This is a genomic window from Pseudoalteromonas obscura (genome assembly GCF_030135505.1).
GTDB classification, from domain to species: domain Bacteria; phylum Pseudomonadota; class Gammaproteobacteria; order Enterobacterales; family Alteromonadaceae; genus Pseudoalteromonas; species Pseudoalteromonas obscura.
The window spans coordinates 477,778-503,425 of the sequence record NZ_JASJUT010000003.1 but is presented as its reverse complement, the minus strand read 5'-3'; the positions used below and the strand labels follow the sequence as shown (position 1 = coordinate 503,425).

The following is a 25,648-nucleotide window of genomic DNA, read 5'->3' as shown; positions in this document are numbered from 1 at the left end:
CAGGCTTATCTACCGGGCGTGCGTAACTTTAATCCGGATACGACAATACTAGCCTATGTTGGAAGAGGTAGCTGCATTAGCCAGAAGTGCGACGTATTCACGCTACATTTATTTTGTTGTAGTGCATACCAAGGTGAAGTTGACCTTAGATTTAGAGCGTATGCAGCTGAGTTTTTTGGGCTACGTTCTTTTAAGGGGTTTTAGAACTCAAGAGTTTGGCTGGCAATGAATTTAAGTAAAGTAGGCTATGACTTACATCAAAGGTTTCAATTTAAATAACATCGACATTAGGTTATTGTAGTTATCAATACCAATTTTTTGCACGTTAGTTCTTTTTCAGTGCATCGTGAACTGAACAGAAATTTAAAAGTGTACTAGTATTAGAGTGAGTGTCTAAAGAGAAATCTTATGAAGTTTAACTATAGAGAAAGACGCAAGAGTATGAAGAGCACCAAACGATTAGCTCTAAGTCGGCGCTTTTCCATTAACAATCCTAAAAGTCGCAAAACTAACGTAGGAGATGTTGTGAAGGCTGCTTTGAAAGCCGCAAATTACATCGACCGCGATGGGACTTCCTTTATAAAAATACGTTTAGAGACAGCGTCTGAAGAGGATTTAACTGAATACTCGAATTATTTTACTCTTAAAGAGATTGATTTAGAGTCTAATAAGTACAATCTCGCTTTTTGGGTGCGTTCTGATACCGGTAAAGTATACACTTTTGAAGAGCTATATAAGCCTGGGTCGGGAAGAAGAGAGCTTCTTGAATGGGTTGGCTTAGCTATACGTAAGCTTAGGTGCGAAGATCTATGTGATTCTGAAATAATAAAGTGGTTTATAACTCCTATTTGTGTGCCTGGCGAAATTTCTGCAAAAGATGTTAGGGATTGTTTGGACAATCTGGATTTTGAGAAAGCGCTGGATAACTTTTCATCGGTTTCTTTTTCAGGCAAAAAAGTTATCCGCCCAGTTGATGTTGTGGATAACGCAAAAGAGTTTGTCGCTCTATTAGCTATGACTTTGCCAGACGATGTAGATGTAAGTTTAGACAAAGCTAAAACTGGATTCGAATTCATAACTGAAGTCAAAGGTACCGCTGTAAATAAAGCAGACCATGATGGAGGCTTGTCGAGAGTTCAGTTTCAAAAGGTTGGTGAGATAACGAGAGTAAGGTTCAAATAGAAAGAATATTGAAATGTTAGACAGCAAAGGATTACTTGATATTAGTGTTGGCCCGATATCAGAGGGGTATTCTTTCTTCCGGGTTTTTGATAGTCGCTATTCAGCAACTACTTTCCCCCCATTAGGGCTGGGTGACAGCAGGTTTTCTCCTTTAGATGATCGTTTTGGGTCTAGTTTGTATGTTGGGGACTCGGTAAGCACGTGTTTGAGAGAGTGTGTGTTACGTTTTAATAATGGAATGAGAGTTTTGCCTAATGAATACCTTAATCGTCAGGTTGCGCAGGTAAGGCTTAGGCGCAATATCCGTGTGGGAATATTAGATGCTGACGCTATCCTTGAGTTTTTTAAACTTAAAGATCTAGAAATGAACTTAGACGGTGACTTTGAATATGCGTATTATCGACTATATGCCGAGTTATTGTTGACTAAATACCCTGAAATCGGTGGCTTCATGTATAGAAGCTTTCAAAAAAGCCAGCAATCCAATAATCTAGTTGTTTATAGCAATCGGGTTGGGGCAGATATATTCGAGGCTATACCGCACTCGCAAGAAGGATTAGTATCTGAGAAATATGCATCAGAGCTATACATGGAGGCAAATAGTGTTGGAATAAAACTCCCATATACTGTGATTGAAATGCTTAGGGTGTTTGGGCTAGATGTAGCTTCTTAGGTATATTTATAAAGTTTTTCTATCTTGGATTCTGGTGCTGAAGCCTGTATTATTTATCCCTATTCTATCCTGTTCAGCTGTAAAACTCTTCTTGATACATAGATTTTCAATGTTCTACAATGCTCGAAAAGCGCTTGAGGCTTTACTTTGTCAGCTATTGTTAGGGATGAACACATATGGATGGCTCATTTTTACAACATGTTATTGAGAATAGTCCTGAATACTATGGTGGAGTTATTCTTTTGGCACTAATTCCAGTTTTAATTAAAGCAGCAAATTCTGTTATAAATTTTTACGAAGATGTTCGAGTGAAAAGAGTATTAAATCGTATCAAGTTTTTATCAGAGAATTCACCTAATGATTCAGAGTTAGCCAATTATCTTGAGTCTATGAAGCGCCACGAAATATATAGAGTTGCTACTGGGATAGAGACTTATCCAGATAAAGCAAAAATGCTTATGCGTATATTTGATTTAGGTATTGCTAACAACAAAGAGCTAAAAGGTATCTACCACTATCTTACTCCACTTGAATCCAAAGTTAAGGTTTCAATTAACAACATGGACAGAATTCGGATAATTTACTCTTTTTGTTCCGGGTTGATTTTCATGTTCACTGGCTTATGCATTGCAATTTATTTTCAGTTTTCAGGGCCAATAGAAGCTCTGGCTGGTTCTTTGATAATGTTCCTATGCATTTTTTTCGGCGTTCTTCTCTTTAGGGATTTTAATGGGTTTAGAACTTTAACTCGGGTAGCAGCAGCGTTAGATAAATTAGGGGAATACGCTGAAAATGATTCAGATATAGAACTTTTTAGGTTTAGATCAAACAAACGATCTGAAAGTAGAGTGTGAAATTTTAAAAATGCAGTTACGGCCATCATCGACAGATGATAAACATTGGTTGGAGGAATACATATCCAGCTATCAAGTTGTTCTAAAGAGGATTTATTCTTAACTTGATAGGATAACTATCATTTGGAGCTAAATTGGATGGCTAAATCTTCTTCTGTTTTATCCAAGTCAAAACCCGCGCTATTTATCTTGCTCTTAGGCATCGCTCTCTACTTTGGCATTATTTGCGCTGGCGAAGTTGTAGTGGCTAAGATGAAAGCCTTGGAGTCACATAACCACATTACAGAAGTAATAACAAATAAGCTGCTAAGAAAGTATGACAAGCTGGCACTTGGTGTTTTAATTGCCTTTCTTTTGTTATCTGTAAAACGTTTTTGGAAAGACAGTCGGTATTGATTCGGGTATTTTGAAACTTTGTCAAAATATCCCAATTGGCTGTGGCTATATTTTAATCACCTTCCGAGCATCGCCTTGAATTTCTCTGCCCTTACGTGCAGCGCAGCAGCTTCTTTATGAAGACTGACAACAGACTCTTGAAGTGAGTTAAAATCAGATATCGAATTTTCATCGCTATACAACTTTGCTTTTTTTATTTTCGTTAATTCGTCAATAACTAAACCTTTCGTGAGATTTCTTTTGTTAATCAAAGCGCCAATATGGTAAATGACAGAGTTCAGTTCATTGTTATACTTTTCTCCGAGTATCGAAGAAACCGATTTATAATGCTCCTCCAATCGTGCGTATTGTCTATTGTTGCAAAGCGGTACTTGTGCTTTCAATATATTGTCAATTGTTTTGTGCGAAACTTCACAATGCTCAGCATCTATAATTTTTTCCACTATTTTTTGCCAAATCAGAGCTAGAGCAGTCGCTTCCTCAGCAACGGTACACATGTAGTGAGTGATGCTCTCTTGTTCATACCTGCTTTTTTCAGTAAAAAATTTTATTATGTCGAAGGGATTTAATGAAAGACCCATTACTACTCCTTTTAGTTGAATTTGATTCAATATGGCATAGCCATGGCTGACATTCCAGTGACCCTGATACAGACCGTTTTGGTGATTGCTCATGCTATGTTTGTTTTTGGTGGTAATTCACTCTAAAGGCGCTGCTAATATCAGCACTTTCTTTCCCTGTTATAATTACCACTCTGACAAGCCACTTAAATTTTGTTTTAGCGGCAGCCTGTCACGGCGAGTGACCGCCCCGCGAGGGATGGGGTTTGTTTGAAGTTTTAAAATATGTGGTCAGAATGTGGGCACTATATTGCAGACACAAAAAAGCCAGTTAAAGAAGCTCTCTAACTGGCTGTTTTATAACACTTAATGTGGTGGAGCTGGGGGGATTTGAACCCCCGTCCAGAAAGCGTCGATAATCGAACACCCATAATAGAAACAATGACTTACCTATTTTTCAATAAGTTAGAATCTTATGGTTACCAATTAATACTAGCGGCTGCTCACTAAAGTGGATGGAAATTGGATGTTGAGCTCAATCTTTAGTGAGCCTTCAATCCAGCTTTTTGACCAAATTCATATAATTGAGATGCACTTTCATACCTATTGTCTTCATGTTCTAAATTCATTTTATTTAAGAAGTTATAAATATCATCAATTGAATCCAATTGTGAGCCTAGAACTTGGAATAAATAGAATATCGAAATTCCAGCCGTCAGTTGAGAGCCTCCAGAATGGAGATCAATTGCTCTCTGAATTATGTTTTTCTTATGGTTACTTAGTTTTTCATTTAATTGATAAATTGTTTCTATTTTGAAAAAGTCACAGTATTTAGTAAAATCGGACAAGAAATCTTTTGTGGGTGAAATAAATTGGACGCCGATAGCTTTCGAGATTTCCTGCTCAAGCTTCTTTAGAAAGTCGCTATTTTCTACATAATTAAATAGAGATATTGCATCGATGCTAACGTCTTCTGGAGTTTTTTGTATCGTTTCCTGAATGTCATTCTCGTAATTAGTCAACTCATTTCTAATTTGAATGAACTGGTCATCAGCAAGTTCTAAAAGTCCTGCTAACTGAGAAAACTTACGTCTTACTGGCTTGGGTATTTCAATCTTTGATTTGTATCCTATGTCATGCTCTATTTCGGCCCAAGTGTGTTGCAATATAGAGCGTATTTGAATTTCAAACTTCATAGTTGAAAACTTTTTATACTCTTTTAGTTTGGAACGGCTGCTAGATAAGCTCGCCACATAATGCAGTGATAAATATCCAAATCGATCTGGGTCTAAACTTGCTCTTTTGTCTATTGAGTTTTTAGCGTCAATAGTAAACTCTTTTTCAATCAAATCGGCAATTTGATCGACTTCATCCGAATAGTGAGTAATTATTCTGACTCCAACTATATCCGTTATTTCTGTTAGAGATGTATATTTACCCTTTTTTTCAATCTTTTTTTGTAAGCTATTTCTATCTTTTACTCTCGAGCTTACAGAGTGAGTTTTTATAGATGATGAGTTTAAAAGAGCATTAATTAATGAATGTATTGAAGAAGAAAAATGAGTGAAGTTTTCTTCATTATTTTCGTAATCATCGATTAGTTTTTCTAGTGTCAAAACTTGTATTCCTTACATGATTCTCTGTATTGTGCGGTTAATATTTTGTTAAATCAATATTGGTGGGGCGGTTGAGTAAGTCAAGCTCGTCAACGCGCCAAATTAATTTTAGATATGATTTTTCTATTTTTAATTTTTCATGAAAAATCGTTTACCAATTTACTTTTTCCATCTGCTTTTTCACTTTCTCCCTTCTAACATTTGCATTTTTAAGTGAAGGCTTGGAGCCTTCTAAGAAGTCACTCTCGTATATAACCTCTTTAGTCGGTGTTTTTAAGATAGCTTTGATCCTTACAATACAGTTGGGTTCATCATTAAATCCAGCGATATAATCAGCCTGCTCCCCTGTGAGGTTATCTTCAACAAGAATGACTTCGTTAAATGAGTGTTTACCAATATCACGCCCTTGCAGGAATGTGTTACAAGTAGCATTCATTGCTCCATAGTTAAACTCAATTATTACTTGTTTAATAGTAATATCAAATGAATTGAAGTTTACACCCATTAGCCAAAACTTGCTTTTTGGCAAGTCTTCATTTAGCCAAAGCTCAAATGGATTGTGCCTTGGGCGTATGTCAATTTTGACTTTTTGAATAGTTGCTGATTTCGAACAGAATATACTAATAAGAAAGCCATGAGCTTTTGAAACCTTGTCTTTAATAGTGGTTAGTTTTGTTTTTTTTACCCAAGCAATGAACCATGTAATAACAAGTATTCCAGCACCACTAAATATCCACTGTACGTGCTTAATAGATTCTTCAGACACACTTATTTCCTTGATGTTTTTTATGTTTATAGTTTATTTGTATTCTGCCAACGGATTCAACCTAACAGCATCCTCATAATGACTTGGGGCGAAGTGTGCGTATATCATCGTCTGTTCGATTTTAGCGTGCCCCAATACCTTCTGTAGAACCAAAATATTTCCGCCGTTCATCATAAAGTGACTTGCAAATGTGTGTCTCATGACATGGGTGCATTGGCCGTCTGGTAGTTGTATTCCGGCTCTGTTAATTGCTCGCTCGAATGCTTTTCTGCAATCAGTGAAGAGTGGGCCTGTCTTTTTGGGGATCTCTTCGTATAGCGATTGACTGATTGGTACGCTGCGGTTCTTTTTGCCTTTGGTATTAACGAAGGTTACTTTATACGTATTACCAGATTTGATTACGTGGGAACCATGTAAACCACATGCCTCTGATATTCTCGCGCCAGTGCTTAAACAAATTTTTGTGACGATATCTAAATTCGGGTGTCTGGCCCCTTCGATAGCTTTGAACAACTTTGTTATGTCTTCATGGGTTAGGAACGCTAGTTCTTGCTCTTGAACTTTTATCTTTTCAACATTGGCTATCGGGTTGGGGTAGCCGATATCTTTTAGACTAATCAGTTTGTTGTATACACCTTTTAACAACGTTAAATCGTTATTGGCTGTTTTGGGTTTAACACCTGACTCTAATCTTTTGCCTCGGTATTCACTGTACTCTTTTGGGGTTAACTGCGATGCAATAGGGTTGTTGAGTGCCACGGCTATAGCATCTAACTTACGTTTGCTCGATTCTGGATCTGTGTAGGTCTGACCGTGTACTTCATACCACTTGTCAATCAAGTCACTTAAACGTCTTTTATCTTCTTTTTGTTTGGTCCACGGCTTTTGTTCGCCATTGGTGACTACGTAATTTAAATACCTTTGAGCTTCTGCTTTAGTAACAAACTTTTTTTGTATCCTTTTTCCCTTAGAGCCCCATGGCCTCTCATCTAGAAAGTAACCGCCATCTATTTTTTTAATAGGCATACAACTTGATCCTGTTGACAAAAAGTTACAAAAAATTAATATGTTCACATCGCATACATAAGGAGGTTATAGCGATGTCTAATAAAAAATCAAATCAAAAAGATGTCAAATCGCGTTTTTCCTTGCCAATTTTAAGAAAAAAATATTTGTTGAATATCTGCGCAGGGCGTGGAGGTGGAGCTGTAATTGTGACAACAAAGCAAGCTGTATATGAGAAAGAAAACCAACTTATAGAGCCATAAAAATGACTCAAGTTTACAGCATTAATGACTGGACAATGTCATTAAATATATCTTGGTTAATCTTCATAGTCTTTTTGATTGCATTTATCTTATCAGCCAAATTTAGGCAAGGAAAATCTAACGTTCTGACTCTTGGCGTTTATTGCTTTTCTCATGGATTAAGTACAGTGACCAACTCTATTGATTTCGATGGCATAAAGTACTTTGCCTCAAATGCTTACTATTTGAATTGGTCATTATTTGAGTCGGCGACAGTTTTGTCTGTGTATTTTTTACATGCTTTCTTAAATGTTAAACACTCTAAGACCGTAAAAATCATATATCTGATTAGTCTCGTTAATATGCTCTCATATATCTTTATGCATTACCTAGCATTTGAGATTAAATATCAATCACATTGGTTTTACCCTATATACTCCACTGGCATTAATGTAACGGCTATTTTAATTGCACTGTTGTTGGTGCTCGACTTCAACTTTTTTAGGCAAAGAGTGTTATGCAAATTGAAATCGTAATTGCCGTTGCATTTTTATTTTTCTCAATCCTAGCCGTATTAAGTGCTTTTAATGAAGAGGATGATGCGGAGGTACCAATGGAAGACTTTGCAATGCTTCTTCTAAAGCAATATCGTGCATTAAAGAGCCTTCCAATTGACCAGCGAGGAGATGCATATTCAGAGTGGGAGCAAAGGTTTAATCACTACTGCGCACGTTTGGATAACTCAACTGAAAAAGAAAAGAGTTTCAAATTACACATAGTCAAATAGAGGGAATTATGAGCAAGTTTTTAAATACAACAGCAATCAACTACCATCTTGAAGAGCTTATCAAGTCTGCAAGTGAGCGCTTAATTTTGATTAGCCCTTACCTAAAGCTCAACTCACGTATTAAAGAGCTTCTCGAAGACAAGGATAGGATGAAGATTGATATTCGGGTTGTCTATGGTAAGAGCGAATTACAACCGGAAGAGATCTCTTGGCTAAACAACCTATCTTTTGTTCGAACTAGTTTCTGTCAAAACCTACATGCTAAGTGCTATCTCAATGAGAGGTCGGCAATAATTACCAGCCTAAATCTATATGAGTTCAGTCAAGTTAATAATAATGAAATGGGTATTTTAATTGAGCGAGATCAATCTGAATGTGTTTACAAAGACACTTACGAAGAGTGTCAGCGTATTATCAGGATTAGTGACGAAGTTAAAATGTCGATTGAAAAAGTAGCTACTCAAACTGAAGAAAGTGAAGAGGCCGATACCCAAAAGCTAACAACATCCAAACTGGCCAAGCAGCATAAGCTTAAGACTTCTGAGTTCTTAGAAAAGCTGGAGGACCTTGGGTATTTAGAGTCATCTGGTGACGGGTTTAAACTAACGTCGAAGGCGACTGATATAGGTGCAGAACAAAAGTATAGTAAACGGTTTGGTAGCTATTTTATTTGGCCTGAAAGTATAAAAATATAAATTGGAGGTTTTGGGTGAGTTGTATAAATAAGCTTGAAATAAAGGTGGGAAATTTAGGTAAAAATATTTCTATTGATCTAAATGGTAAAAACCTAATGGTTACAGGTAGGAATGGTTCGGGAAAAACAAGCTTTTTAAATGAGATTGAAGGTGTTTTAAAAGATAAGTTGATTCATAAAAAGAATGATTCTCTCGAGGAGCTAGAGAGTTATTTGCACCTTCAAGAAGACAGGTTAAGTAGCTTTTCAATTGTCGATTCAATGCATTCTATTGTAGTTAAAAATATATCTGAAACAAAAAAGGATATTGAGAAGCTTAACCGCCACAATATAGAGTTTTTCAATTTTACACAGTTATTTTCTGACTTTACGGATGGGCGTGCAGTTTTTAAGTTTTTTGAAGCATCTCGAAGAGTGGATATAAATATACCTTCTGGTGCTCCTCCATTATCAAAGTTTAAGGATTTAGACGATCTTAGTACGTCTTCATATTTTGAAGAATACTTGGTTAGTTACAAAACAAGACAAGCTTATGCAAATCAAATAGGTGATAAAGAATTAAGTGAGATTATCAATTCTTGGTTTTTAAAATTAGAAAACGATTTGTGTGAGTTGTTCGAGGAGAAACTCTCTTTAGAGTTTAATTATGATACAATGCGATTTTCATTGGTAAACAACTCTGGCAGATCATTTTCTTTTCAAGAGTTACCATCAGGCTACTCAGCTATAATGGCAATATACTCTGAACTAATAACTAGAGTTCGCTTTAAAGAGGTACCACCAGATGAAATAGGGGGGGTCGTAATAATAGATGAAATAGATGCCCATTTGCACGTTTCACTTCAGAAGAAAATATTTGCATTTCTTGATTCCAGCTTTCCTAACGTACAGTTTATAGTATCGACTCATTCACCATTTGTTTTATCCTCAGTAAGCAACTCAGTTATATATGATTTGTCAACTGAAGAGGTGGTTGATGATTTATCTTTATATTCCTATGATGCGATTTTAGATGGTTTGTTTAATGTAAACGTGAGTTCTAAAATACTAGAAGAAAAAACTAACAATATAATTAACCTGATGAATAACCCAACTAATACTACGGAACTAGAAAGGTGTGTTAGGGAGCTTATTCCTTTGGAAACACAAATTGATGAATCATCACAAGTAATATTAGGTAAGGCAAAACTTTTACTCGCTAAACTAAAAAGGGGAGCATTGGATGTTTAATGTTAAGAAATCTGACAAAATTCCCCCTTCTTTAGCTGAGAAAAAAAGCTGGTCTGGAGAAGATGTTTGGGATGCTCTAGTGGAGGATTTTCATGGGAAATGCTATTTGTGTGAAGAAAAAAACCCTTTGGACATAAACGTAGAGCACTTTCACCCTCAAGGAGAGTATGAAGAAAAGGCTTATGAATGGAATAATTTATACATGTCATGCAGTAGGTGTAATAATATAAAGTTAAGCAAATATAATGACTTGCTGGACTGTTGTGATAATGATGTTGATGTTTTTAAAATGGTATACATAGGTGTTCCTGTTACTCAATATAGCAATAGAGTTGAAGTTAAAACAGACTCCGATGATCCTAAAGCTAAAACTACCGTTGACTTGTTGGATAGAATATATAATTCCAACCACTCAATTAATAAAAAAATTACTGGTGCATTTTTAAGGAAAAAAATTCACCTCCAATATACTAAGCTTCTTAACTGGATGACAATTTATTTTGATGAAGAGTCAACTCAAAGTGAGCGAAATAATGCTTTGGCTAAAATTGGAGTTCTAATTGAGAAAAAGCAACCATTTTCAGCCGCAATGAGGTGGTGTGTTTTAGAGGATGAAGTACTAAATCCATTGTTTAAAGACCGCATGGACTAGTGGTTTCATTATAAGCATAATTCTTTTGGCTGATGAGTTCACAACATAAACCATATGATGTGAACTTAAGCCTAAATAGATACGTCAAGGTGTCAAACCACTTTCCTATCTTCTAAACCATTTCCTTTTTTGGTAATTACAATATTTTCTACTTGTTTAAGTATTAGTGCAGAAGTTGCCTTTAACTGCTCCAATGTCAGATCTTCCAAAATAGCCAACTCTTTAGACTCAAAAAGGCCTTCTTGGATCAGATTAAGCAATTCTGCTTTGTCGACTGATTGTCCTTCCTTATCAAACAAAAACCAATCCATTGATACACCAAATTCTAGACATGCATTTCTGCATTCATGTAAAGGTAGTGCGTCATTTTTTTTAGCTTGAGCGGCCCAGCTACTATTTTTTCCTATTTTTCTTGATAGCTCAGTTAAGTTTTTACACTCATATAGATTTCTAAGTTTTTCAAGTACTTCTACCGTATTGTTGACCTTCATATAGAAATATTGCACCTCCGCATAGAAATATTCTATTGACATAGAAAAAATCTATGAATAAGCTTTTTCACGTTAGTTTCAGACAGACAATCAAGGAATATAACATGGCTCAGCAATTAATTTTATCGATTCCTGCACCAATTCTAACGTATGACGCGTATGCAGAATTGCAAGGTCAGGACAAAAAGGACGTCTACAACGCGGTGCATCTTGGCCGCCTTCCTGTGTATACCCCACCTACCAATGGCGACGAGAACTCAGCCAGAGTGAAAAAGTATATCAACATGGTTGCTTTGTACGCAGATGCAGCAAAGCAAGCTGGTATAGAAATCAAAATCGGCTAGGGGGTTTTGACATGCTTGCTCAACCACAACGTACACGTCGCATCAAAGCGATTAAACCAACACCAGAAATTAAACCTCTACATGAGCGCTCGCTATCGCTTTTTGAGAGAGTCTTTCCGGCTGAGTCATCAGCAAAAGCGATTGAGCGTGTATCACCACCTCGAACTGCAAAAGTTATTTCTAAGTTGAGCGGCATAAAAGACCGTGACGAGTGGTTAGAGAAGTATGGGCAGTATTGTACCTTTGATAGCGAGCGCTCTAACATCCTGCAAACTCATAGCTCACTGTCTATCATGTTGGCAAATGGCTACTTACAAACTGAAAAGTATTTTGGTTACGACGAAGCAAGAAAGCGCCTTTTAGATGCCGATAAATGCTTAATGCTTGGTGATATTCGGCTCTCGGTTAGCGACGACGAGCTATGCGAAATTGCAGAGAAAAAAGCACGCAAGATTGAGCTTAAGCTCAAAACCGAAGGTTATACCTATTTCAATTACACCTACTGCTCGGACTGTATTCGCCAGTATTCAATTGAGCCACCTGAATTTGATGGTACTTACTTTGAAGTACATCACATGTTCAAAGAAACGTTTTCAGATCAAGAAGTCGAAGAAGCATATGAAGCTTTAAACGGTGCGCTCAACCGTATGGCTTGCCCACTGTGGTGGCGTCGAAAGCTACGCCAAAAACAGGCTTTAGTGATTGAGCAACTAGCTAGAGACTTAAGAACTGTGCACAAAAAATCCTCTGCGTATGTCAGTGAATTTACAGTAAGAAGTAAGCGTGAACGTGCGGCAAAATCAGAGCAGCTAATGAGCGATCTGTTTGTTGTACCAGAAGATGCAAATCCGTTTAATGAGTTTGAGTCTCTAAAGGAGGTTGCTGGCCGTAGTTCTACCAGTGGCATTCAACTGGCCTCTGAGTTAATGGTCCGTATTCGCGGCTTTGAAGAATGTGCCAAGTTACTTGGTCATGTTGGCGAGTTTTACACAATGACAGCGCCAAGCCGTTTTCACTCGGTACATGCGACAGGTATCCCAAATAAAAAATACGATGGTTCTACACCTAAAGAGGCACAAGACTACTTCACCAAATTATGGGAACGTGCACGCGCATTGTTCGCTAAAAAGCAAATTCGTCCGTATGGCTTTAGAGTTGTTGAGCCGCATCATGATGGTTGCCCACATTGGCACATGTTGTTGTTCTTTGAAAAAGGCCAAACCATTGAAGCGCGTAAAATCTTAAAAAAGCTCTGTACTGAAGAAAATCCACAAGAATTTAAAACTAGTACAGCCCGTTTCAAGCCTATCCGTATCAACCCAAAAAAGGGCAGTGCTGCGGGTTACATCGCTAAATACATCACTAAGGCCGTAACTGGCTCAAACATAGAAACCGTAACTTGCGCCCAGTCTGGTGAATTATCTGTTTTACCCGCAGATGCAGCCGAACGCGCGAGTACTTGGGCATCCACTTTTAACTTAAGACGTTTCCAACAGATCGGCGGTCCTAGCGTAACAGCATGGCGTGAGTTGAGAAGACTAGGACAGGGTGAGTCCGGTAAATGCGAGGTCGCAAATAGTATGAATACAACATTAGATAATATTTCACGTTTTGCTTTAGAAAAGGTACGTGCCGCAGCGGACGCGTCTGATTGGGCCGCGTTTTGTATTGCCATGGGCGGTGTCCAGGTTAAACGCAAAGACCAAACAGTACGCATTCATTATCAAATCCCTGACATTGTTGACCGCATCACTGGGGAAATCAGCCGCAGTGAAGCCAAGTCACCCTTGTTTGCTACCAAGTACGGTGACCGCCCAGCCAATCGAATTTTAGGTGTTGCTTGGGATTCCGTGGTGGTGATTAGCCGCAGAGGTACGAGCCAAGTACTTACCGAGAAAGAGATCCAAGCACAGCGCAAGATTATGTTGGGTGTGTCTGAGTCTATTCATAGCTGGATAGAGGATGAGCGCTACTTACAACCGAGTGAAGAAGAGATGGCCTTCCTCGAATCGTGTGCAATTGAAGACTATCAAAACATGTGTTTGTTCATGGACTACGAAGCACTTAGCTCAGTCGTAAACAGTTCTGACATTCCATGCATAGCTAGCGAAGAGACGCCAAGCGAAGCCTGAGCGTAGCGGCTCGCCGCTAGCGCTTGGACTTGTGTCATTAACTGTAACCGGAGCAAAAAATGAGTTACCAGACACGACTAAAAGACTTACTTACAACGCAGTACACACTAATTGAAGAATATCAAAAGGAGGGCTAACCATGGCCGGAATAGAAGGTGCAATCACAGAATTAAAGCTCGTTACTAAAACGGACGACAAGGGCGGCGCTCTGCCTACGGCGGGTGAATTTAAGTTTCATACAAAAGCCCCTGCCAGCATTTGGACGGTGAAAGTCACACCTGAGCAAGTGGAGAACGGTACATACAAACAACTTGAGGAACTGCAATCCGATCCAAACGGGTGGGGGCTTCGTCCTGTGCTGCTCAACCTTGAGTATTACGAAGGTGCAAACGTGGCGCGCCAAATGGCATGGAATGGTTTCCGCTTAAATTCCATCGCGTCAACTAACCCAACTAAGAAGGCATAACGATGCAGTGCGTCACTACAACTCAGTCCGGCGCACTCTACATCAGCAATGATTCTGCTGTATGCGACTTCGTTCTGATAACTCAAGCAGAGCTTCAGTCGTTGCAGCTGAATGGAGTCATAGACACCTTAAATCAGTTATTCGCATTTGACTTAGAGGTGTTTTCGATAATCAACGGCGGCATGTTAGTCGCATTTTTTACAGGCCATGCGCTTGGGCGGATCGCTCGAACCATGGGCAAAGTCTAAACAGTAAGGAAATTATTATGAAATCAGTAAACGGTGAATTTATCCAAGGTAAAGCAAATCAAGATTCTCGTCTTAAGAAGTTTGGTGTTAGAGCGGGGGCGGGTGCCATGGCGTTAATGGGTAGCGCCAGCGCTTGGGCTACGGGTGACCCAGTCAAAGAACAGATTAATACGGCTGTTTCTACAGGCCAATCAAACTACACATTGGTTGTTGTGGGTGTAATTGCACTTTGTGCTATTTCGTTCGGCCTTGGTCTATTAGCGAAGCGCTTGTCTAACTAATGGCCACAACCGTTGTTCTTGCAACGTTTCTAACTTGGGCTTTTGTTGAGGGGTTTTCTTCAGGAGTTCGAGTTAGTTAAACAAGGAAGGCGTTAAATGCGTAATCTCATTTACATGGCGCTATTTAGCGCCTTTTTTATGTCTAAATTTGCATATTCTTCTAATTCAATACCTGCTACGCCCGTCGATGAGCACTACCGCTCTTGTGAAGGTATCGAGTTTCCTGTTAATGCGGCGGTTGGTATGTGCCAACAACGAGCCACCTCATTAATAGCCGATCCGCCAATAGTTCCTGACGCACCTTGGGTAGCTGGCGCCGTTAACTGCACAACTCAACATATGCATAGTGACCGAATCCGTGTGTATTGCGAGCGCGGGTTTACTCGGACTACTTGTGACTTGGATGGAACATGTCAGACAGCCCGTATGTCGCTGGGCTACGGTATTACTTTATCTGCTCGAATTACAGAGACAACTTTTCAATGCCCTAATCCTGCATATCCGACACTAGGCATATTACCATCTGGTGAGGGCGTATGTTACATAGACAATAACCGCGACCCTGACTGCCCGGAGCCAAGCGCGGATGACGATATAAGCTACGCCGTTGGGGGCCAACCGTATTGCTTCACAAACCAAGATGGCAGCGTATGCCAATATGATGTTGACCCGAATACCAATACCTATGCGATATCAAAGCAGTATCGGGGAGTTGAGCCCGTGTCCTGCGGTACACCACCCAATGATGCAGTTGACCCAGAACTACCAGATATTGTCGAACCTTTAATTCCTGACTCGCCGTCATTAAACGGCCCTCAACCTGATCCAACGCCCGAAACCGGGGATAATTCTGACAGCGGATTAGAAATTGATGCACTGAATAAAATCAATGACAACTTGTCCACCATGATTGATAACAACACCGAGTTTGACTCGGCTGAATTTCGGCACCAAGAAGACACCGTAGCAATTTTAACTAATTTGGTTGAGATGGGACGTGCGAACGTCATATCAACCCAAAATACAAACGACTCTCTGTTTACCCAATCTAAAAACCAAGCGGTTGCGATTGACGAAACGCGCAAAACAAATGATGTGCTGTCGTTATTACTGAACAGTAGTGAAAAGTCTCGTATTGCTTCAACTCACCGATTAGATGGAATTAAAGAGGCAATCAAAGGGGGTAACGGGACCAATCCATGCACAGGGCCAGACTGTGATACTACCCCCTGCGAAGGCCCGGATTGTAATAAGCCATGTACAGGCATTGAGTGCATAGACATTGGGACCGAACAAGGTGGGAAGCAAGGCGGTATTACGACCTTGTTCACCAATGAAGATGTACTGACTCTCAAGACACAAATAGAAGAACAGCTAGATAGCAACAAAGGTGAGCTTGAGAGCATTTCGTCAGAAATGGAGTCCATGTTCAAGATTGAGCCGTCACTCACTGGCGGTTACGAAAACAGAACGATAGAGATTAAAGGCGAGCAAATTGATATTTCACTGCGCCGTTACTCAGAGTTCTTCCAGATGCTATCAACTCCAATCATGTTGGCCGCTTCAATCACCGCACTATTTATATTACTGAGGGAACGATAATGAAACGATATATTTTTATATGTTCGGGCCTAGTTATTTTCATGCTGTATATGTCTACGGCCAGTGCGACACAATACAGCGGCTTGGATGGCTGGCTCGATTTGATATCCGACTTCATAACTGACTTTTGGGCGTTTTTTGATACAGACGTTCCCGAGTTTGTCATACGTTTTTATGCGTGGGCGATAGAGTGGATAACGCTGCTAAAGCTCAAGTTAGAAATTCAGTCGATCCAATTCGCTTGGCTTGTAGCAAAACAAATTTTGGAAAACTTCCAAGTTGGCTCTCGTATCGTTTCTGCTGCATCGGCGTTACCTGTAGATATGCAATCAGCGCTTTTGGATATGCGAATATTTGATGGCTTTAACCTGATTATCAATGCGTATGTTGCGCGCTACGTGATGAGGTTTATTTAATATGGCTGCATCAATATTTCATGGTCCTCCAGGTTCTTTTAAATCCGCATCGGCGGTGTGGTTTGAAGTGCTACCGGCTCTCAGAAAAGGCCGCTTAGTTGTTACTAATGTTGAGGGCATTTTACCGCTTGATGAAATCGAGCGAGAACTTGACGAAGAGTTCCCGGCCACTGCGCAATTATGGCGTCTGTCTTCACAAAATGAAATAGGGCAAATGCTTTGGCGAAACTGGTATCACTGGATGCCATGTGGCGCACTGATTTTGATGGATGAAGTACAAGATATCTATCCCACTGAAACGACACAGTTTAAGCCCGAATCATGTAACTACAAACACGTCTCTGATTACCGCGAAACCATCCATGATGAGTGGTATCGCTATCACATGGACACGCTCGATTCCTATATCCCGGAAGACTCGTCGCCGGGTGACGTAGACGACTTAGGGAACGATCTCTTCAACGAGCACGGGCATATTATTTACCCGCGCACGCTGAAAGAAGCGTACATGAGGCATAGAAAATACAACTGGGACATTGTGTGTTGTACGCCCGATATTACGTCAGTCCACAAATACATTCGTAACGTCTGTCAGTTTGCATATGCACATAAATACTTCGACGGATTACAAGCCATTCCATACTACAACAGAAGGCCACGCGTTCATGAGCACAACCCAAAACTCGACGGCAAAGTGCCAAAAAAAGATGAAAGCAAAAGATGGGTTAAAGTCCCAATCCAAGTGCACAGACTCTACAAATCAACAGCCACCAAATCTGTTACAGCAGCCAGAGGAAAAAATATTCTCCTTAGCCCTGAGTTCTTTTTTCCGTTTGCTACGTTCTTTGGTTGTATTGTTTATTTCATCTATCACTTCAGTGGCTCGGGCCCTGTGGAAGAAAACCCGCAAACAACGCAGGTTCATAGTGAAGGTGCTCAAGCGAATATTACTACTGCTGATAATCATGACGCTGTTTCGGTTAATAATGCTCAACCTGATTTTCTAAAGCCTCAAAACTTACCGTATGAGGCATCCCATGCATTTGTGACTGGCGCAGTCCAAGTCGTAAGAGATTACAAGATTATGCATGACGTAGCACTGGAGCTGAAAACCAAAGAGTTTGGCAACGTCAGTTTGACTTCATTAGACCTGAAATTGATGGGCTACAACGTGCAATATTTTAGTCCTTGCCGGGTGTTGATATGGCAAGGCGAGTTTCAATATACGGCTTTTTGTAAGCCCGTTGATTACAACAAAAATCCAATACCGAAAGAACACGAAGACAAGCCCGGACTGGGCTTCGACTTGGGCCTTGGTGAAGATGAAAAAGAGCAGGGGGTTTAACAGTGCTTAAAAAGGTTTTTTACTACTTAGTGGTAACTGGCATCTTTTGTTACTTGGCCTATATCGGCTATGAACTTTATATCGACGTCGAATTAAAACTGTTCTCTGAATGCACGAGTAAAGGTCATGTTCAGTTGGTCGACGAATCAAATGGTCGAGTGTTCTATGTAGAGTGCAATATTGTTATGGGTGAAGAAAAATCAGAGGTTAGCTATGAAAAAAGGCACAAGTGATTATTTGTTAGGTTAGTTGAAGTGCATTCAATTTAATTTATTTTCGAGGAATATGTTATGGGTATTTTTGAATGGTTTATCGCCATTGTTGCGACAATATGTTGTATAGCATATCTAACAAAGGACGATAGGTAGTATTTAATATTAAAATACTTTTTGATACCTTAAAATTGTTCAGAAGAAGCTTTATTGTTAACTTGATAGGATTAGTATCAACAGGGGCCAAATTGGATGGCTAAATTTTCTTCTATTTTATCCAAGTCAAAACCCGCAATATTTATCCTGTTCTTAGGTATCGCTTTCTACTTTGGCATTATTTTCGCTGGTGAAAGCGTTGTGTCTAATATGGAAACTTTGAAGTCACATAACCACATCACAGAAGTGATAACAAATAAGCTGCTAAGGAAGTATGACAAGCTGGCACTTGGCGCTTTGATTGCCTTTCTATTTATCGCAGTAAAACGCTTTTGGAAAGATATTCGACGTTTATAAAGAACATGGGAAAGTCGTGCTTTTTCACTGGTTCGATAGGGCTGGTTAGTACATTTAATTGGAGCTTTTTAGGAGTTGAATGTAATAGCTAATTTACTTGTCTTGGTTGGGTGGTTAAGGTCAATCTAAGGTGTGGTCAACGATGACCTGTTTTTGAGGGGCTGTCATGAAGAACTTTTTATATTAAATAAAAAGCTCCAGTTGATTGCTTTTAATTCATATAAGGAAACTTAACAGTTAACAAATCTAAAGTTGGTGTTTTGTATTATGTTCTGATACAAATATATCAGTCTTAATGCGAGCAATATTGCGATAAAACTTACGGGATTAGCTCGATGTAAATCTGTTAGATGAATCAAAAGGAGAGATTATGTCAGTTGGAAAAGAATATAAGGGTTACGGTGGAGTCAAACAAAACCCTGATGGCACATGGGTTTGTGGAAGCGCCTATGGCGGCGCTAAGGAAAACCCGGACGGAACATGGGTTGTGGGTGGAGCTTATGGCGGAGCTAAGGAAAACCCGGACGGAACATGGGTTTTGGGTGGCGCATATGGCGGCGCGAAGCAAAACCCAGATGGCACTTGGGTATGTGGAGGTGAGTACGGTGGGGCAAAACAAAATCCAAATGGAACATGGGTTCTAGGCGGTGCATATGGAGGTGCAAAGCAAAATCCAGATGGCACTTGGGTATGTGCATAATTGCACCTAAGAAAGGGATATAAGTTTCCCTTGAAAAGCATTGGTTCTGCACGTCAATAATAGCCTTATACTTCTGCGAAATTACTATTTTTTTAAAAGTACACAGCATTTAATCGTAGCCCCAAACAATTTTTTGTGGGCTAAGTGCTTCTTAAGATATCTTCGTAAACTTGTTAGTCTCTCTATTGCGAGCAATCAGAACTGGATCACAATGTTTATTGTTTTTGAAGAACTCTAGCAGTTCCTTAAGCTCTGGTTCTAGCTCTTCCGGCAGCCACACGGTAGTCTTTTTTAATCCTTGAGCTCTCAACTTCGCTTCATACTTTTGATTCTTAGTCATAACAAATGGTCCTTTCAGGTGCTCTGAGTGTTAATCAATTCAGTTAGGGTTGCTCGCTTGCGAGCGGTTTAGCCCGCGCTTAATTGAGTGACAACGACCAGTTCAGAAATGATGAGCGGGTCAAGAATAAATCACGGGGGGAGCCCGTAGGGGGTTCCGTTATTTTTATTGATGCGAGAAGAATGTATGAAAGAGCACGCATTAATCGCCTGTCACGGCGAGTGACCGCCCCGCGAGGGATGGGGTTTTAAAAAAAGTGGATGGAAATTGGATGTTTTACTACAGACACAAAAAAGCCAGTTAAAGAAGTTCTCTAACTGGCTGTTTTATAACACTTAATGTGGTGGAGCTGGGGGGATTTGAACCCCCGTCCAGAAAGCGTCGACCCTCGGTCCTACATGTTTAGTATCGTCTATTGGTTAACCTTTAAATCTCGGACGAACACGATAAGTAAAGGCGAGGCCGCTTATATTTAGCCCTTCAACCCCGGCCAGGGTTTCCGTAGCGATCTTATGTAGGGTGACACTCCAAATCCAGAACCACAAGCATTTCTTGGAGGAGTGCTAGCGGGCTTATTATGCCGCTAGAGCGTAGTTATCGTCGTTTGCGATTACTTTAAATGCGGCTTTTTTACGAGGCCAACCGCCCCTCGACATGCACCTCAGGCTTCATGAATCCTGTCGAATCCTAATCAGCCCCTGAAATCTTTCATTCAGTACATAAAAACTTTACTGTTAACGCTAAGTAAAGCTGTTATTTTCCGGCATTGTAGCCCTAATATATTGGCTTAGCAATAGTTTTTATGGCTTTTGTGTGAACCTAACGTGCTTTTGCTGATTAACTAACCGCTTTGTTTGTAAAGTATGCTGGACTAAGCGTTTTCCCGAAATTAATGCAGTGCATGCTGTTTGAATTGGCTATGCCAATCGGTTCGATTGAGAACCGCGAGCTGCTCTTCGCTTAGCAGTAATTCAAGTTTTTCTAATTTGCTTTTATTCAACGAGTTTATTTGTTGTGAAAACTCAGCAAACGAGGGAGATCCGTCTACGTCAGAAATGGCATAGGCTATGTTGATAAAGTTTTCTTTTAATATCGCATGAATTTGCCGTTTTTTATCATTAGGTATTGTGTGCTGGCGAGTTAAGTGCTCCACCATTAATTGGGCCTTTTTGTCGGAGTCTTCATAAAGTGTCGGTAAATACTTCTCTTCCCATTGGGCTCGACCTTCTAAAAGCGCCTTTTGTTCATATTCTTCAGGTGTTTCAGGTTGGGTGTTGTTTTTAGTTATGGGTGAGTTGGTTTTGCCAGTCACTACTAACTTGTCGTATTTTGTGCGTTGCTCGATAGATTGCAGGCGGTTTTTTATATCAATAAGTGTGTCTTCAAAGTGTAAGCTTGGGTGTGCTTTAGGTTGTTTTGCTTGTGCGATCTGTGTCTCTAACATGGTAATACGCTTCGAAAGCGTGATGATCTGAAACTGAGTAAAAATAACGATAAAGAGCAGAATACCGAGCAATAAAATTGAAAAATAATGAGGTTTAAATCTTGTCATTATGTGATCCTGTTAGGCACCAGCTTTAGTAAGCTGATGCCAATATGGGTTACTTACCGTAGCCTTCTTCTTTTTGATAGGTGTATCCGCCAGAAGCAGTTGCATTTAGCATTTCGACTACATCAGCGGTGTAAAAATGGTTATCAAGCTCACTGTGGTAACCGCGATAAATCGTTTTAGCTTTTGACTTGGTCGTATAGCCTTCCGTTCTCTCATACACATAGCCCAAAGATTTAATATTCAATGCTTCCATTAAATCAGAGGTATAAAAGTGGTTGCCGCCAGGGCCTGCGTTTTCATTATAAAGGCGATAAAATGCGTCCTTGGCGTCACTGTCGCCGTATTCCACTAAATGAACGGTAATACCTTCGTATTTAAAACCACCAGATGCAGTGGCATTTAACATTTCAACCAGATCAGTAGTATAAAAGTGGTTGCCATGTTTATAGGCTCTATATAGAGGTTTATCCGCAGCGACAGACGTTAAACTAACCATGCCGACAAGCGATGCTAATAATATAGTGGTTTTATTAGAGGTTTTTTTCATCTTCATTCCTTGTATTTGTGAAGTGTGTTTTTTAAACAATTGCAATGTTATCAGTTAGACTCTTTCATTAATATTAAATTTACACAAAATGGTTTTTTATTTACCTTTTGCGGTAGCAGCTATATGTGCTATTCAGGGTGGTAGCGTCCATTTTAGAGGGACTTTTATTGTTTGAAAACCAAGCTAAAAGACCGACTATATTGTTATACTTCGGGTGTCTTCATGTCATATTAAGCTAATATTATGTATTAGTTTCTAGTAATAAACATATGATTACGTTCGCTCTTTAGGTAATTAATGGGGCATTGGCATGATTGAAAAAAATAAGTTTGTTGGGTGCTTCAAAGGCCTTGCAATTGGTGATGCTTTTGCAGCGTCGTATGAAGGAGGTCCAGTAGAGCGGTTACTTTGGCGCTTTATGGGAAGAACAAAAAAGGGCGAAAGACGATATACAGACGACACGCAAATGTCGATGGATATCGCCAATTCATTTTTGGAGTGTGGTCATGTCGACCAAACTCATCTAGCACATACTTTTGCCAGCAGCTACCAATGGAGTAGGGGATATGGACCAGGCGCCGCAGGGTTACTTAAAGGTATCCGCGCGGGGCAGGCATGGCAAACCCTCAATCGCAAAAAATACAAAGAAGGGTCAATGGGCAATGGCGCAGCGATGCGAGCGCCCATTGCCACACTATGCAGTCTAGGGTGTGAAGACTTACTAACTGATTACATCCACGACAGTGCAGAGATCACGCATGCACACCCGTTGGCCATCGAAGGTGCGCAAATAATTGCACAAGCAACACGTTTGGCTTTAATTGATGTGGAAAATATCGGTATTTTGCAAACGCTTTGTACAAGCGCATTGCACTCTGAATACAAGCGCAAACTCAGCCTGTGTCTACAGTTTATTGCCAGCGCCAAAATGCAAGACCCACGTATTATAAAAGCTGAGTTAGGCAATGGGATGTTGGCGAGTGAGTCTTGTGTTACTGCCTTATATTTTGCAATGGCGTATAGAAGGCAGTCTTACACTCAGATGCTACAAGTTATCTGTGAACTCGGAGGCGACGCCGACACCATTGCAGCAATGGCGGGTGCTATCTGGGGGGCGTTTAATGGTGGACTCTCTTTGATTGAGTTTGATAATAGAGTGGAATCTTTAACTGAAATCGAACAACTGGCAAGCCAGTTGCACATTCAATATCAAGAGTTTATGACATAATGCATGAATTCATGGAATACCCTGCCAAAGCCTAGAGTTGTCTTGCTTTTTAGATATTTATATCAATACAATGCAACCGAATAAAATAATAATGTAGTTTGCAAAAAAGGGGCGTCCTATGGATCTTAGTGGCAGTTGTCATTGTGGAAATGTCGCGATTACGCTAAACAAAGCGGTTGATTTGGTAACCAGCTGCAATTGTTCTCTGTGTCATCGGTATGGCGCTATTTGGGGGTACTTTGAGCTGTCGGAAGTAGAACTAATGGTTAAAAATTCAAAGGTAAAGTCTTACCAACATGGGGATCAATACCTAGAGTTCCATCACTGTTCAGATTGTGGTTGTGTAACGCACTATACTCCCACTGAAAAGTATAATACTAAACGTATGGCAGTTAATTTACGTATGTTTGATAAAAAGCTACTCAATGAAGTGTCAGTGCGGTATTTCGATGGGGCAGATTCTTGGGCCTTTGTCGAGCAGTCAGAACCAAGGTTTTTCGTTTAAAACTGGCTGCTTTGTGTTTAGTTAAGTCTATTTCGGCTATATTCTTTGGTTGCGATTTGAAACCTGTTAACCAGTATGGCTCGAAAGACCTAATAACCCAATTCTAGGGGGGCGACGCACTTTGTTATCAGACTTTTGCACAATGGACCCTGAAACGAGTTCAGGGTGACGAGGAGAAGAATGCTTTGGTGTTTAAGACCTGTCATATGGTCTTTGATGTTTAAGGTCCGTCATTGCGGGCTTGCCCCGCAATCCATGTTTCGACCACGGTATTGATTATTGGCAGTACCGGCTACGGCAAGTACCTTGAGAGCAGCATGCTAAAGTATTACCAAAACAATGTGTCCATCCTGAATTGCAACCGCCAGCAATATTGGGTGTTTGTGCTTTAGGCAAATCTTGTTCGTTTGTACTTAGACTTTTTATGCGCTTTTTATTAAGTGCTAGTTTCATAATGCTTCCTTTTATTCAAACTTACTGACTTTTTAGGTTAATAGAAATGTGAATGTGTTACTAAGGTGTAACGTTTTAAGGCTATTCCTTTATTCAATGGATGGCTATTGAAATCTTATCAAGTGGATTAGGATAATTACTTTAAATTAAGGTATTATGCATTTATCAAATATACCTTTGAGTTTGTAGTGTGTTCTTTGCGTATTCTTAAATACAGATATATATTCTGGTTAATTTTTAGCAATGCAATATGAATAAAACATTCAAAATTTATTGTTAGCGTTCAGTGGTAACTTAAATATCGAATATGTATAAATTGCACTACAAGTAAAGGAACCTACATCTGTCAATGGTGTATCGCCCGACAGATGTTTTTAATTAAAAAAGGATGCTTATGAAAATCATCTCAATAATGCTAGTTACTGCCCTTTCGCTTCAAGCTAATGCGTCTTTAAACTCTGATTCACCTGAGCAACCAAATGGTGAATTCGTTGATGCTGTGCCACTAGATAGACCAGAGGCAATCTTTCCTAAGCAGGCCGCAGCACGTGGCAGAGAGGGGTGGGTACAGTTAAGTTACGTGGTCAATGAAAAGGGCGTGGTTGAATCTGCTGTTGTAGAACGTTCATCCGGGGATACATCTTTCGAGCGCTCGGCATTGAACGCTGTCAAAAAGTGGCGATTTAAGCCTGCGATGCAAAATAATAAACCCGTTAAACAGTGTAAAAATCAAGTTCAATTAACATTTTTTATGCCGGAAGATTATAGAGGGGTTTCTCGTCCTTTTTTAAATCGTTATAAAAAAATAGTCGCAAAAATTGATAAAAACGACCTTGAGTCAGTACCTCAGTTATTTCATGAAATGAAAGAACGAAAGTTAAGAAACTTTACTGAAGACAGCTATTTTTGGGTGGCAAAAGCGCGTTATTACGCGGCGAAAAATGACAGAGTGAATGAACTACGCGCCATAGTTAGAATAATACAGTTTAATGATGGGCACGTGCCAGATGAAATGTATATCGCGTATCTTTCTCGCGCAATCGTATTAAATATGGAGCAAAATAAGCTTAAGTATGCGCTCTCACTGTTTGAACGCTTGTCAAAGTTATCAGGAGCAGAAAACTCGGTTAAACAGTTAGCACCTTACATCGATAAGGTTCATGAACTGGTTGAAGATGATAGCAAGCACATTTGGGTAAAAGGTGAAATAACAAGATCCTTGTGGCGACATAAACTGGCGAGAAATGCATTCACAATATCTGATATTAAAGGTGATTTAACTTCTTTGGAAATTAGGTGTGACAATCATTATTCGAAGTATGAAGTTCAGCCCCAGCAGAAGTGGAGTATCCCGGCAAGTTGGCGGGGTTGCCAAGTGTATATACATGGCGGTAAAGGGGCGCACTTTAGCTTGATTGAAACTCCACAGGTTAAGGAAGAGCTAGCGACTAAGGAAGTATGATGGACCCTGAAACGATTTCCGGGTGGCGAGGGGAAAAGTGCTTCGGTGTCTAAGACCTGTCATATGATCTTTGATGTTTAAGGTCCGTCATTGCTGGCTTACCCCGCAATCCATGTTTATTGATGATGGATTGTTGTTATAGATGACAATAATG

The 25,648-nt window shown here is 39.8% G+C and carries 33 protein-coding genes and 1 other RNA gene; 24 read left to right on the top strand and 10 right to left on the bottom strand.

Translation table 11 applies throughout. The features are described 5' to 3' along the window. Positions 1–18: 18 nt before the first annotated feature. The 5 genes from QNM18_RS10270 to QNM18_RS10250 all read left to right on the top strand — a co-directional run bounded on the left by QNM18_RS10270 (position 19) and on the right by QNM18_RS10250 (position 3,105). Complete coding sequence (locus tag QNM18_RS10270; RefSeq protein ID WP_284137128.1) at positions 19–204, top strand: hypothetical protein; 186 nt, start codon at positions 19–21, stop codon at positions 202–204. A 204-nt stretch (positions 205–408) separates the two neighbouring features. Further along, entirely contained in the window at positions 409–1,182 is a 774-nt protein-coding gene (locus tag QNM18_RS10265; RefSeq protein ID WP_284137127.1) for a hypothetical protein, read from the top strand. A 13-nt stretch (positions 1,183–1,195) separates the two neighbouring features. Further along, positions 1,196–1,855: an RES family NAD+ phosphorylase gene (locus QNM18_RS10260; RefSeq protein ID WP_284137126.1), complete on the top strand. Its 660-nt coding sequence runs from the start codon at positions 1,196–1,198 to the stop codon at positions 1,853–1,855. Between the two features lie 176 nt (positions 1,856–2,031). After that, positions 2,032–2,709, top strand: a complete 678-nt coding sequence (locus tag QNM18_RS10255) for a hypothetical protein (protein ID WP_284137125.1) — start codon at positions 2,032–2,034, stop codon at positions 2,707–2,709. 138 nt (positions 2,710–2,847) lie between these two features. After that, a complete protein-coding gene (locus tag QNM18_RS10250) occupies positions 2,848–3,105 on the top strand; it encodes a hypothetical protein (protein ID WP_284137124.1) in 258 nt (85 codons plus the stop codon). 56 nt (positions 3,106–3,161) lie between these two features. Here the strand turns inward: QNM18_RS10250 and QNM18_RS10245 are convergent, their stop codons facing one another. The 4 genes from QNM18_RS10245 to QNM18_RS10230 form a co-directional block, all read right to left on the bottom strand. Beyond that, the gene (locus QNM18_RS10245; protein WP_284137123.1) at positions 3,162–3,779 is read right to left on the bottom strand and encodes a hypothetical protein; all 618 of its coding nucleotides are present in this window, start codon (positions 3,777–3,779) and stop codon (positions 3,162–3,164) included. 428 nt (positions 3,780–4,207) lie between these two features. After that, positions 4,208–5,281: a GTP pyrophosphokinase gene (locus tag QNM18_RS10240; RefSeq protein ID WP_284137122.1), complete on the bottom strand. Its 1,074-nt coding sequence runs from the start codon at positions 5,279–5,281 to the stop codon at positions 4,208–4,210. Between the two features lie 151 nt (positions 5,282–5,432). Continuing rightward, on the bottom strand, positions 5,433–6,047 hold the full coding sequence (locus QNM18_RS10235; protein ID WP_284137121.1) for a hypothetical protein: 615 nt from the start codon (positions 6,045–6,047) through the stop codon (positions 5,433–5,435). 33 nt (positions 6,048–6,080) lie between these two features. Beyond that, on the bottom strand, positions 6,081–7,073 hold the full coding sequence (locus tag QNM18_RS10230) for a phage integrase (protein ID WP_284137120.1): 993 nt from the start codon (positions 7,071–7,073) through the stop codon (positions 6,081–6,083). A 74-nt stretch (positions 7,074–7,147) separates the two neighbouring features. Between QNM18_RS10230 and QNM18_RS10225 the strand changes: the two genes are divergently transcribed. The 5 genes from QNM18_RS10225 to QNM18_RS10205 all read left to right on the top strand — a co-directional run bounded on the left by QNM18_RS10225 (position 7,148) and on the right by QNM18_RS10205 (position 10,657). Beyond that, the gene (locus tag QNM18_RS10225; RefSeq protein WP_284137119.1) at positions 7,148–7,315 is read left to right on the top strand and encodes a hypothetical protein; all 168 of its coding nucleotides are present in this window, start codon (positions 7,148–7,150) and stop codon (positions 7,313–7,315) included. 496 nt (positions 7,316–7,811) lie between these two features. Next, the gene (locus tag QNM18_RS10220; protein WP_284137118.1) at positions 7,812–8,081 is read left to right on the top strand and encodes a hypothetical protein; all 270 of its coding nucleotides are present in this window, start codon (positions 7,812–7,814) and stop codon (positions 8,079–8,081) included. 8 nt (positions 8,082–8,089) lie between these two features. Then, the gene (locus QNM18_RS10215) at positions 8,090–8,776 is read left to right on the top strand and encodes a phospholipase D family protein (RefSeq protein ID WP_284137117.1); all 687 of its coding nucleotides are present in this window, start codon (positions 8,090–8,092) and stop codon (positions 8,774–8,776) included. A gap of 14 nt (positions 8,777–8,790) precedes the next feature. Then, positions 8,791–10,005 (top strand): AAA family ATPase, encoded by a 1,215-nt coding sequence (locus QNM18_RS10210; RefSeq protein WP_284137116.1) that lies wholly within the window; start codon positions 8,791–8,793, stop codon positions 10,003–10,005. Next, positions 9,998–10,657: an HNH endonuclease gene (locus QNM18_RS10205; protein WP_284137115.1), complete on the top strand. Its 660-nt coding sequence runs from the start codon at positions 9,998–10,000 to the stop codon at positions 10,655–10,657. The genes QNM18_RS10210 and QNM18_RS10205 overlap by 8 nt, the downstream gene beginning before the upstream one ends. 92 nt (positions 10,658–10,749) lie before the next feature. Here QNM18_RS10205 and QNM18_RS10200 read toward each other — a convergent pair whose 3' ends face one another. Further along, entirely contained in the window at positions 10,750–11,190 is a 441-nt protein-coding gene (locus QNM18_RS10200) for a hypothetical protein (RefSeq protein WP_284137114.1), read from the bottom strand. Between the two features lie 62 nt (positions 11,191–11,252). On the opposite strand from QNM18_RS10200, the gene QNM18_RS10195 reads away from it, so the two are divergent. The 11 genes from QNM18_RS10195 (at position 11,253) to QNM18_RS10145 (ending at position 19,407) form a co-directional block, all read left to right on the top strand. Next, positions 11,253–11,492, top strand: coding sequence for a hypothetical protein (locus QNM18_RS10195; RefSeq protein WP_142048859.1), 240 nt, complete (start codon positions 11,253–11,255; stop codon positions 11,490–11,492). 11 nt (positions 11,493–11,503) lie between these two features. Further along, positions 11,504–13,624: a replication endonuclease gene (locus QNM18_RS10190; protein ID WP_284137113.1), complete on the top strand. Its 2,121-nt coding sequence runs from the start codon at positions 11,504–11,506 to the stop codon at positions 13,622–13,624. Between the two features lie 139 nt (positions 13,625–13,763). Further along, on the top strand, positions 13,764–14,090 hold the full coding sequence (locus QNM18_RS10185; RefSeq protein WP_063355660.1) for a hypothetical protein: 327 nt from the start codon (positions 13,764–13,766) through the stop codon (positions 14,088–14,090). A 2-nt stretch (positions 14,091–14,092) separates the two neighbouring features. Further along, positions 14,093–14,338: a hypothetical protein gene (locus QNM18_RS10180; RefSeq protein ID WP_284137112.1), complete on the top strand. Its 246-nt coding sequence runs from the start codon at positions 14,093–14,095 to the stop codon at positions 14,336–14,338. A gap of 17 nt (positions 14,339–14,355) precedes the next feature. Next, entirely contained in the window at positions 14,356–14,619 is a 264-nt protein-coding gene (locus QNM18_RS10175) for a hypothetical protein (RefSeq protein WP_284137111.1), read from the top strand. A gap of 96 nt (positions 14,620–14,715) precedes the next feature. Beyond that, on the top strand, positions 14,716–16,221 hold the full coding sequence (locus QNM18_RS10170; RefSeq protein WP_284137110.1) for a hypothetical protein: 1,506 nt from the start codon (positions 14,716–14,718) through the stop codon (positions 16,219–16,221). After that, complete coding sequence (locus QNM18_RS10165; protein ID WP_284137109.1) at positions 16,221–16,637, top strand: DUF2523 family protein; 417 nt, start codon at positions 16,221–16,223, stop codon at positions 16,635–16,637. Before QNM18_RS10170 ends, QNM18_RS10165 begins: the two co-directional genes overlap by 1 nt. 1 nt (position 16,638) lies before the next feature. After that, positions 16,639–17,982: a zonular occludens toxin domain-containing protein gene (locus tag QNM18_RS10160; RefSeq protein ID WP_284137108.1), complete on the top strand. Its 1,344-nt coding sequence runs from the start codon at positions 16,639–16,641 to the stop codon at positions 17,980–17,982. Between the two features lie 2 nt (positions 17,983–17,984). Then, the gene (locus QNM18_RS10155) at positions 17,985–18,215 is read left to right on the top strand and encodes a hypothetical protein (RefSeq protein WP_284137107.1); all 231 of its coding nucleotides are present in this window, start codon (positions 17,985–17,987) and stop codon (positions 18,213–18,215) included. A 231-nt stretch (positions 18,216–18,446) separates the two neighbouring features. After that, entirely contained in the window at positions 18,447–18,707 is a 261-nt protein-coding gene (locus tag QNM18_RS10150) for a hypothetical protein (RefSeq protein WP_284137106.1), read from the top strand. Between the two features lie 370 nt (positions 18,708–19,077). Beyond that, the gene (locus tag QNM18_RS10145; RefSeq protein ID WP_284137105.1) at positions 19,078–19,407 is read left to right on the top strand and encodes a hypothetical protein; all 330 of its coding nucleotides are present in this window, start codon (positions 19,078–19,080) and stop codon (positions 19,405–19,407) included. Positions 19,408–19,558: 151 nt separating this feature from the next. Here the strand turns inward: QNM18_RS10145 and QNM18_RS10140 are convergent, their stop codons facing one another. From QNM18_RS10140 to QNM18_RS10125, 4 genes are all read right to left on the bottom strand, one after another. Next, positions 19,559–19,747, bottom strand: a complete 189-nt coding sequence (locus tag QNM18_RS10140) for a hypothetical protein (RefSeq protein ID WP_284137104.1) — start codon at positions 19,745–19,747, stop codon at positions 19,559–19,561. A gap of 341 nt (positions 19,748–20,088) precedes the next feature. Further along, positions 20,089–20,446, bottom strand: a transfer-messenger RNA (tmRNA) gene (ssrA, locus tag QNM18_RS10135). Positions 20,447–20,636: 190 nt separating this feature from the next. Beyond that, positions 20,637–21,299, bottom strand: coding sequence for a hypothetical protein (locus QNM18_RS10130; protein WP_284137103.1), 663 nt, complete (start codon positions 21,297–21,299; stop codon positions 20,637–20,639). Positions 21,300–21,348: 49 nt separating this feature from the next. Then, complete coding sequence (locus tag QNM18_RS10125) at positions 21,349–21,846, bottom strand: hypothetical protein (protein ID WP_284137102.1); 498 nt, start codon at positions 21,844–21,846, stop codon at positions 21,349–21,351. Between the two features lie 310 nt (positions 21,847–22,156). Between QNM18_RS10125 and QNM18_RS10120 the strand changes: the two genes are divergently transcribed. Further along, entirely contained in the window at positions 22,157–23,074 is a 918-nt protein-coding gene (locus tag QNM18_RS10120) for an ADP-ribosylglycohydrolase family protein (RefSeq protein WP_284137101.1), read from the top strand. Positions 23,075–23,192: 118 nt separating this feature from the next. Continuing rightward, the gene (locus QNM18_RS10115; RefSeq protein ID WP_211010901.1) at positions 23,193–23,579 is read left to right on the top strand and encodes a GFA family protein; all 387 of its coding nucleotides are present in this window, start codon (positions 23,193–23,195) and stop codon (positions 23,577–23,579) included. Positions 23,580–23,855: 276 nt separating this feature from the next. Here the strand turns inward: QNM18_RS10115 and QNM18_RS10110 are convergent, their stop codons facing one another. After that, positions 23,856–24,032 (bottom strand): hypothetical protein, encoded by a 177-nt coding sequence (locus tag QNM18_RS10110; protein WP_211013635.1) that lies wholly within the window; start codon positions 24,030–24,032, stop codon positions 23,856–23,858. 394 nt (positions 24,033–24,426) lie between these two features. On the opposite strand from QNM18_RS10110, the gene QNM18_RS10105 reads away from it, so the two are divergent. Continuing rightward, the gene (locus QNM18_RS10105) at positions 24,427–25,494 is read left to right on the top strand and encodes an energy transducer TonB (RefSeq protein ID WP_284137100.1); all 1,068 of its coding nucleotides are present in this window, start codon (positions 24,427–24,429) and stop codon (positions 25,492–25,494) included. Positions 25,495–25,648 lie beyond the last annotated feature (154 nt).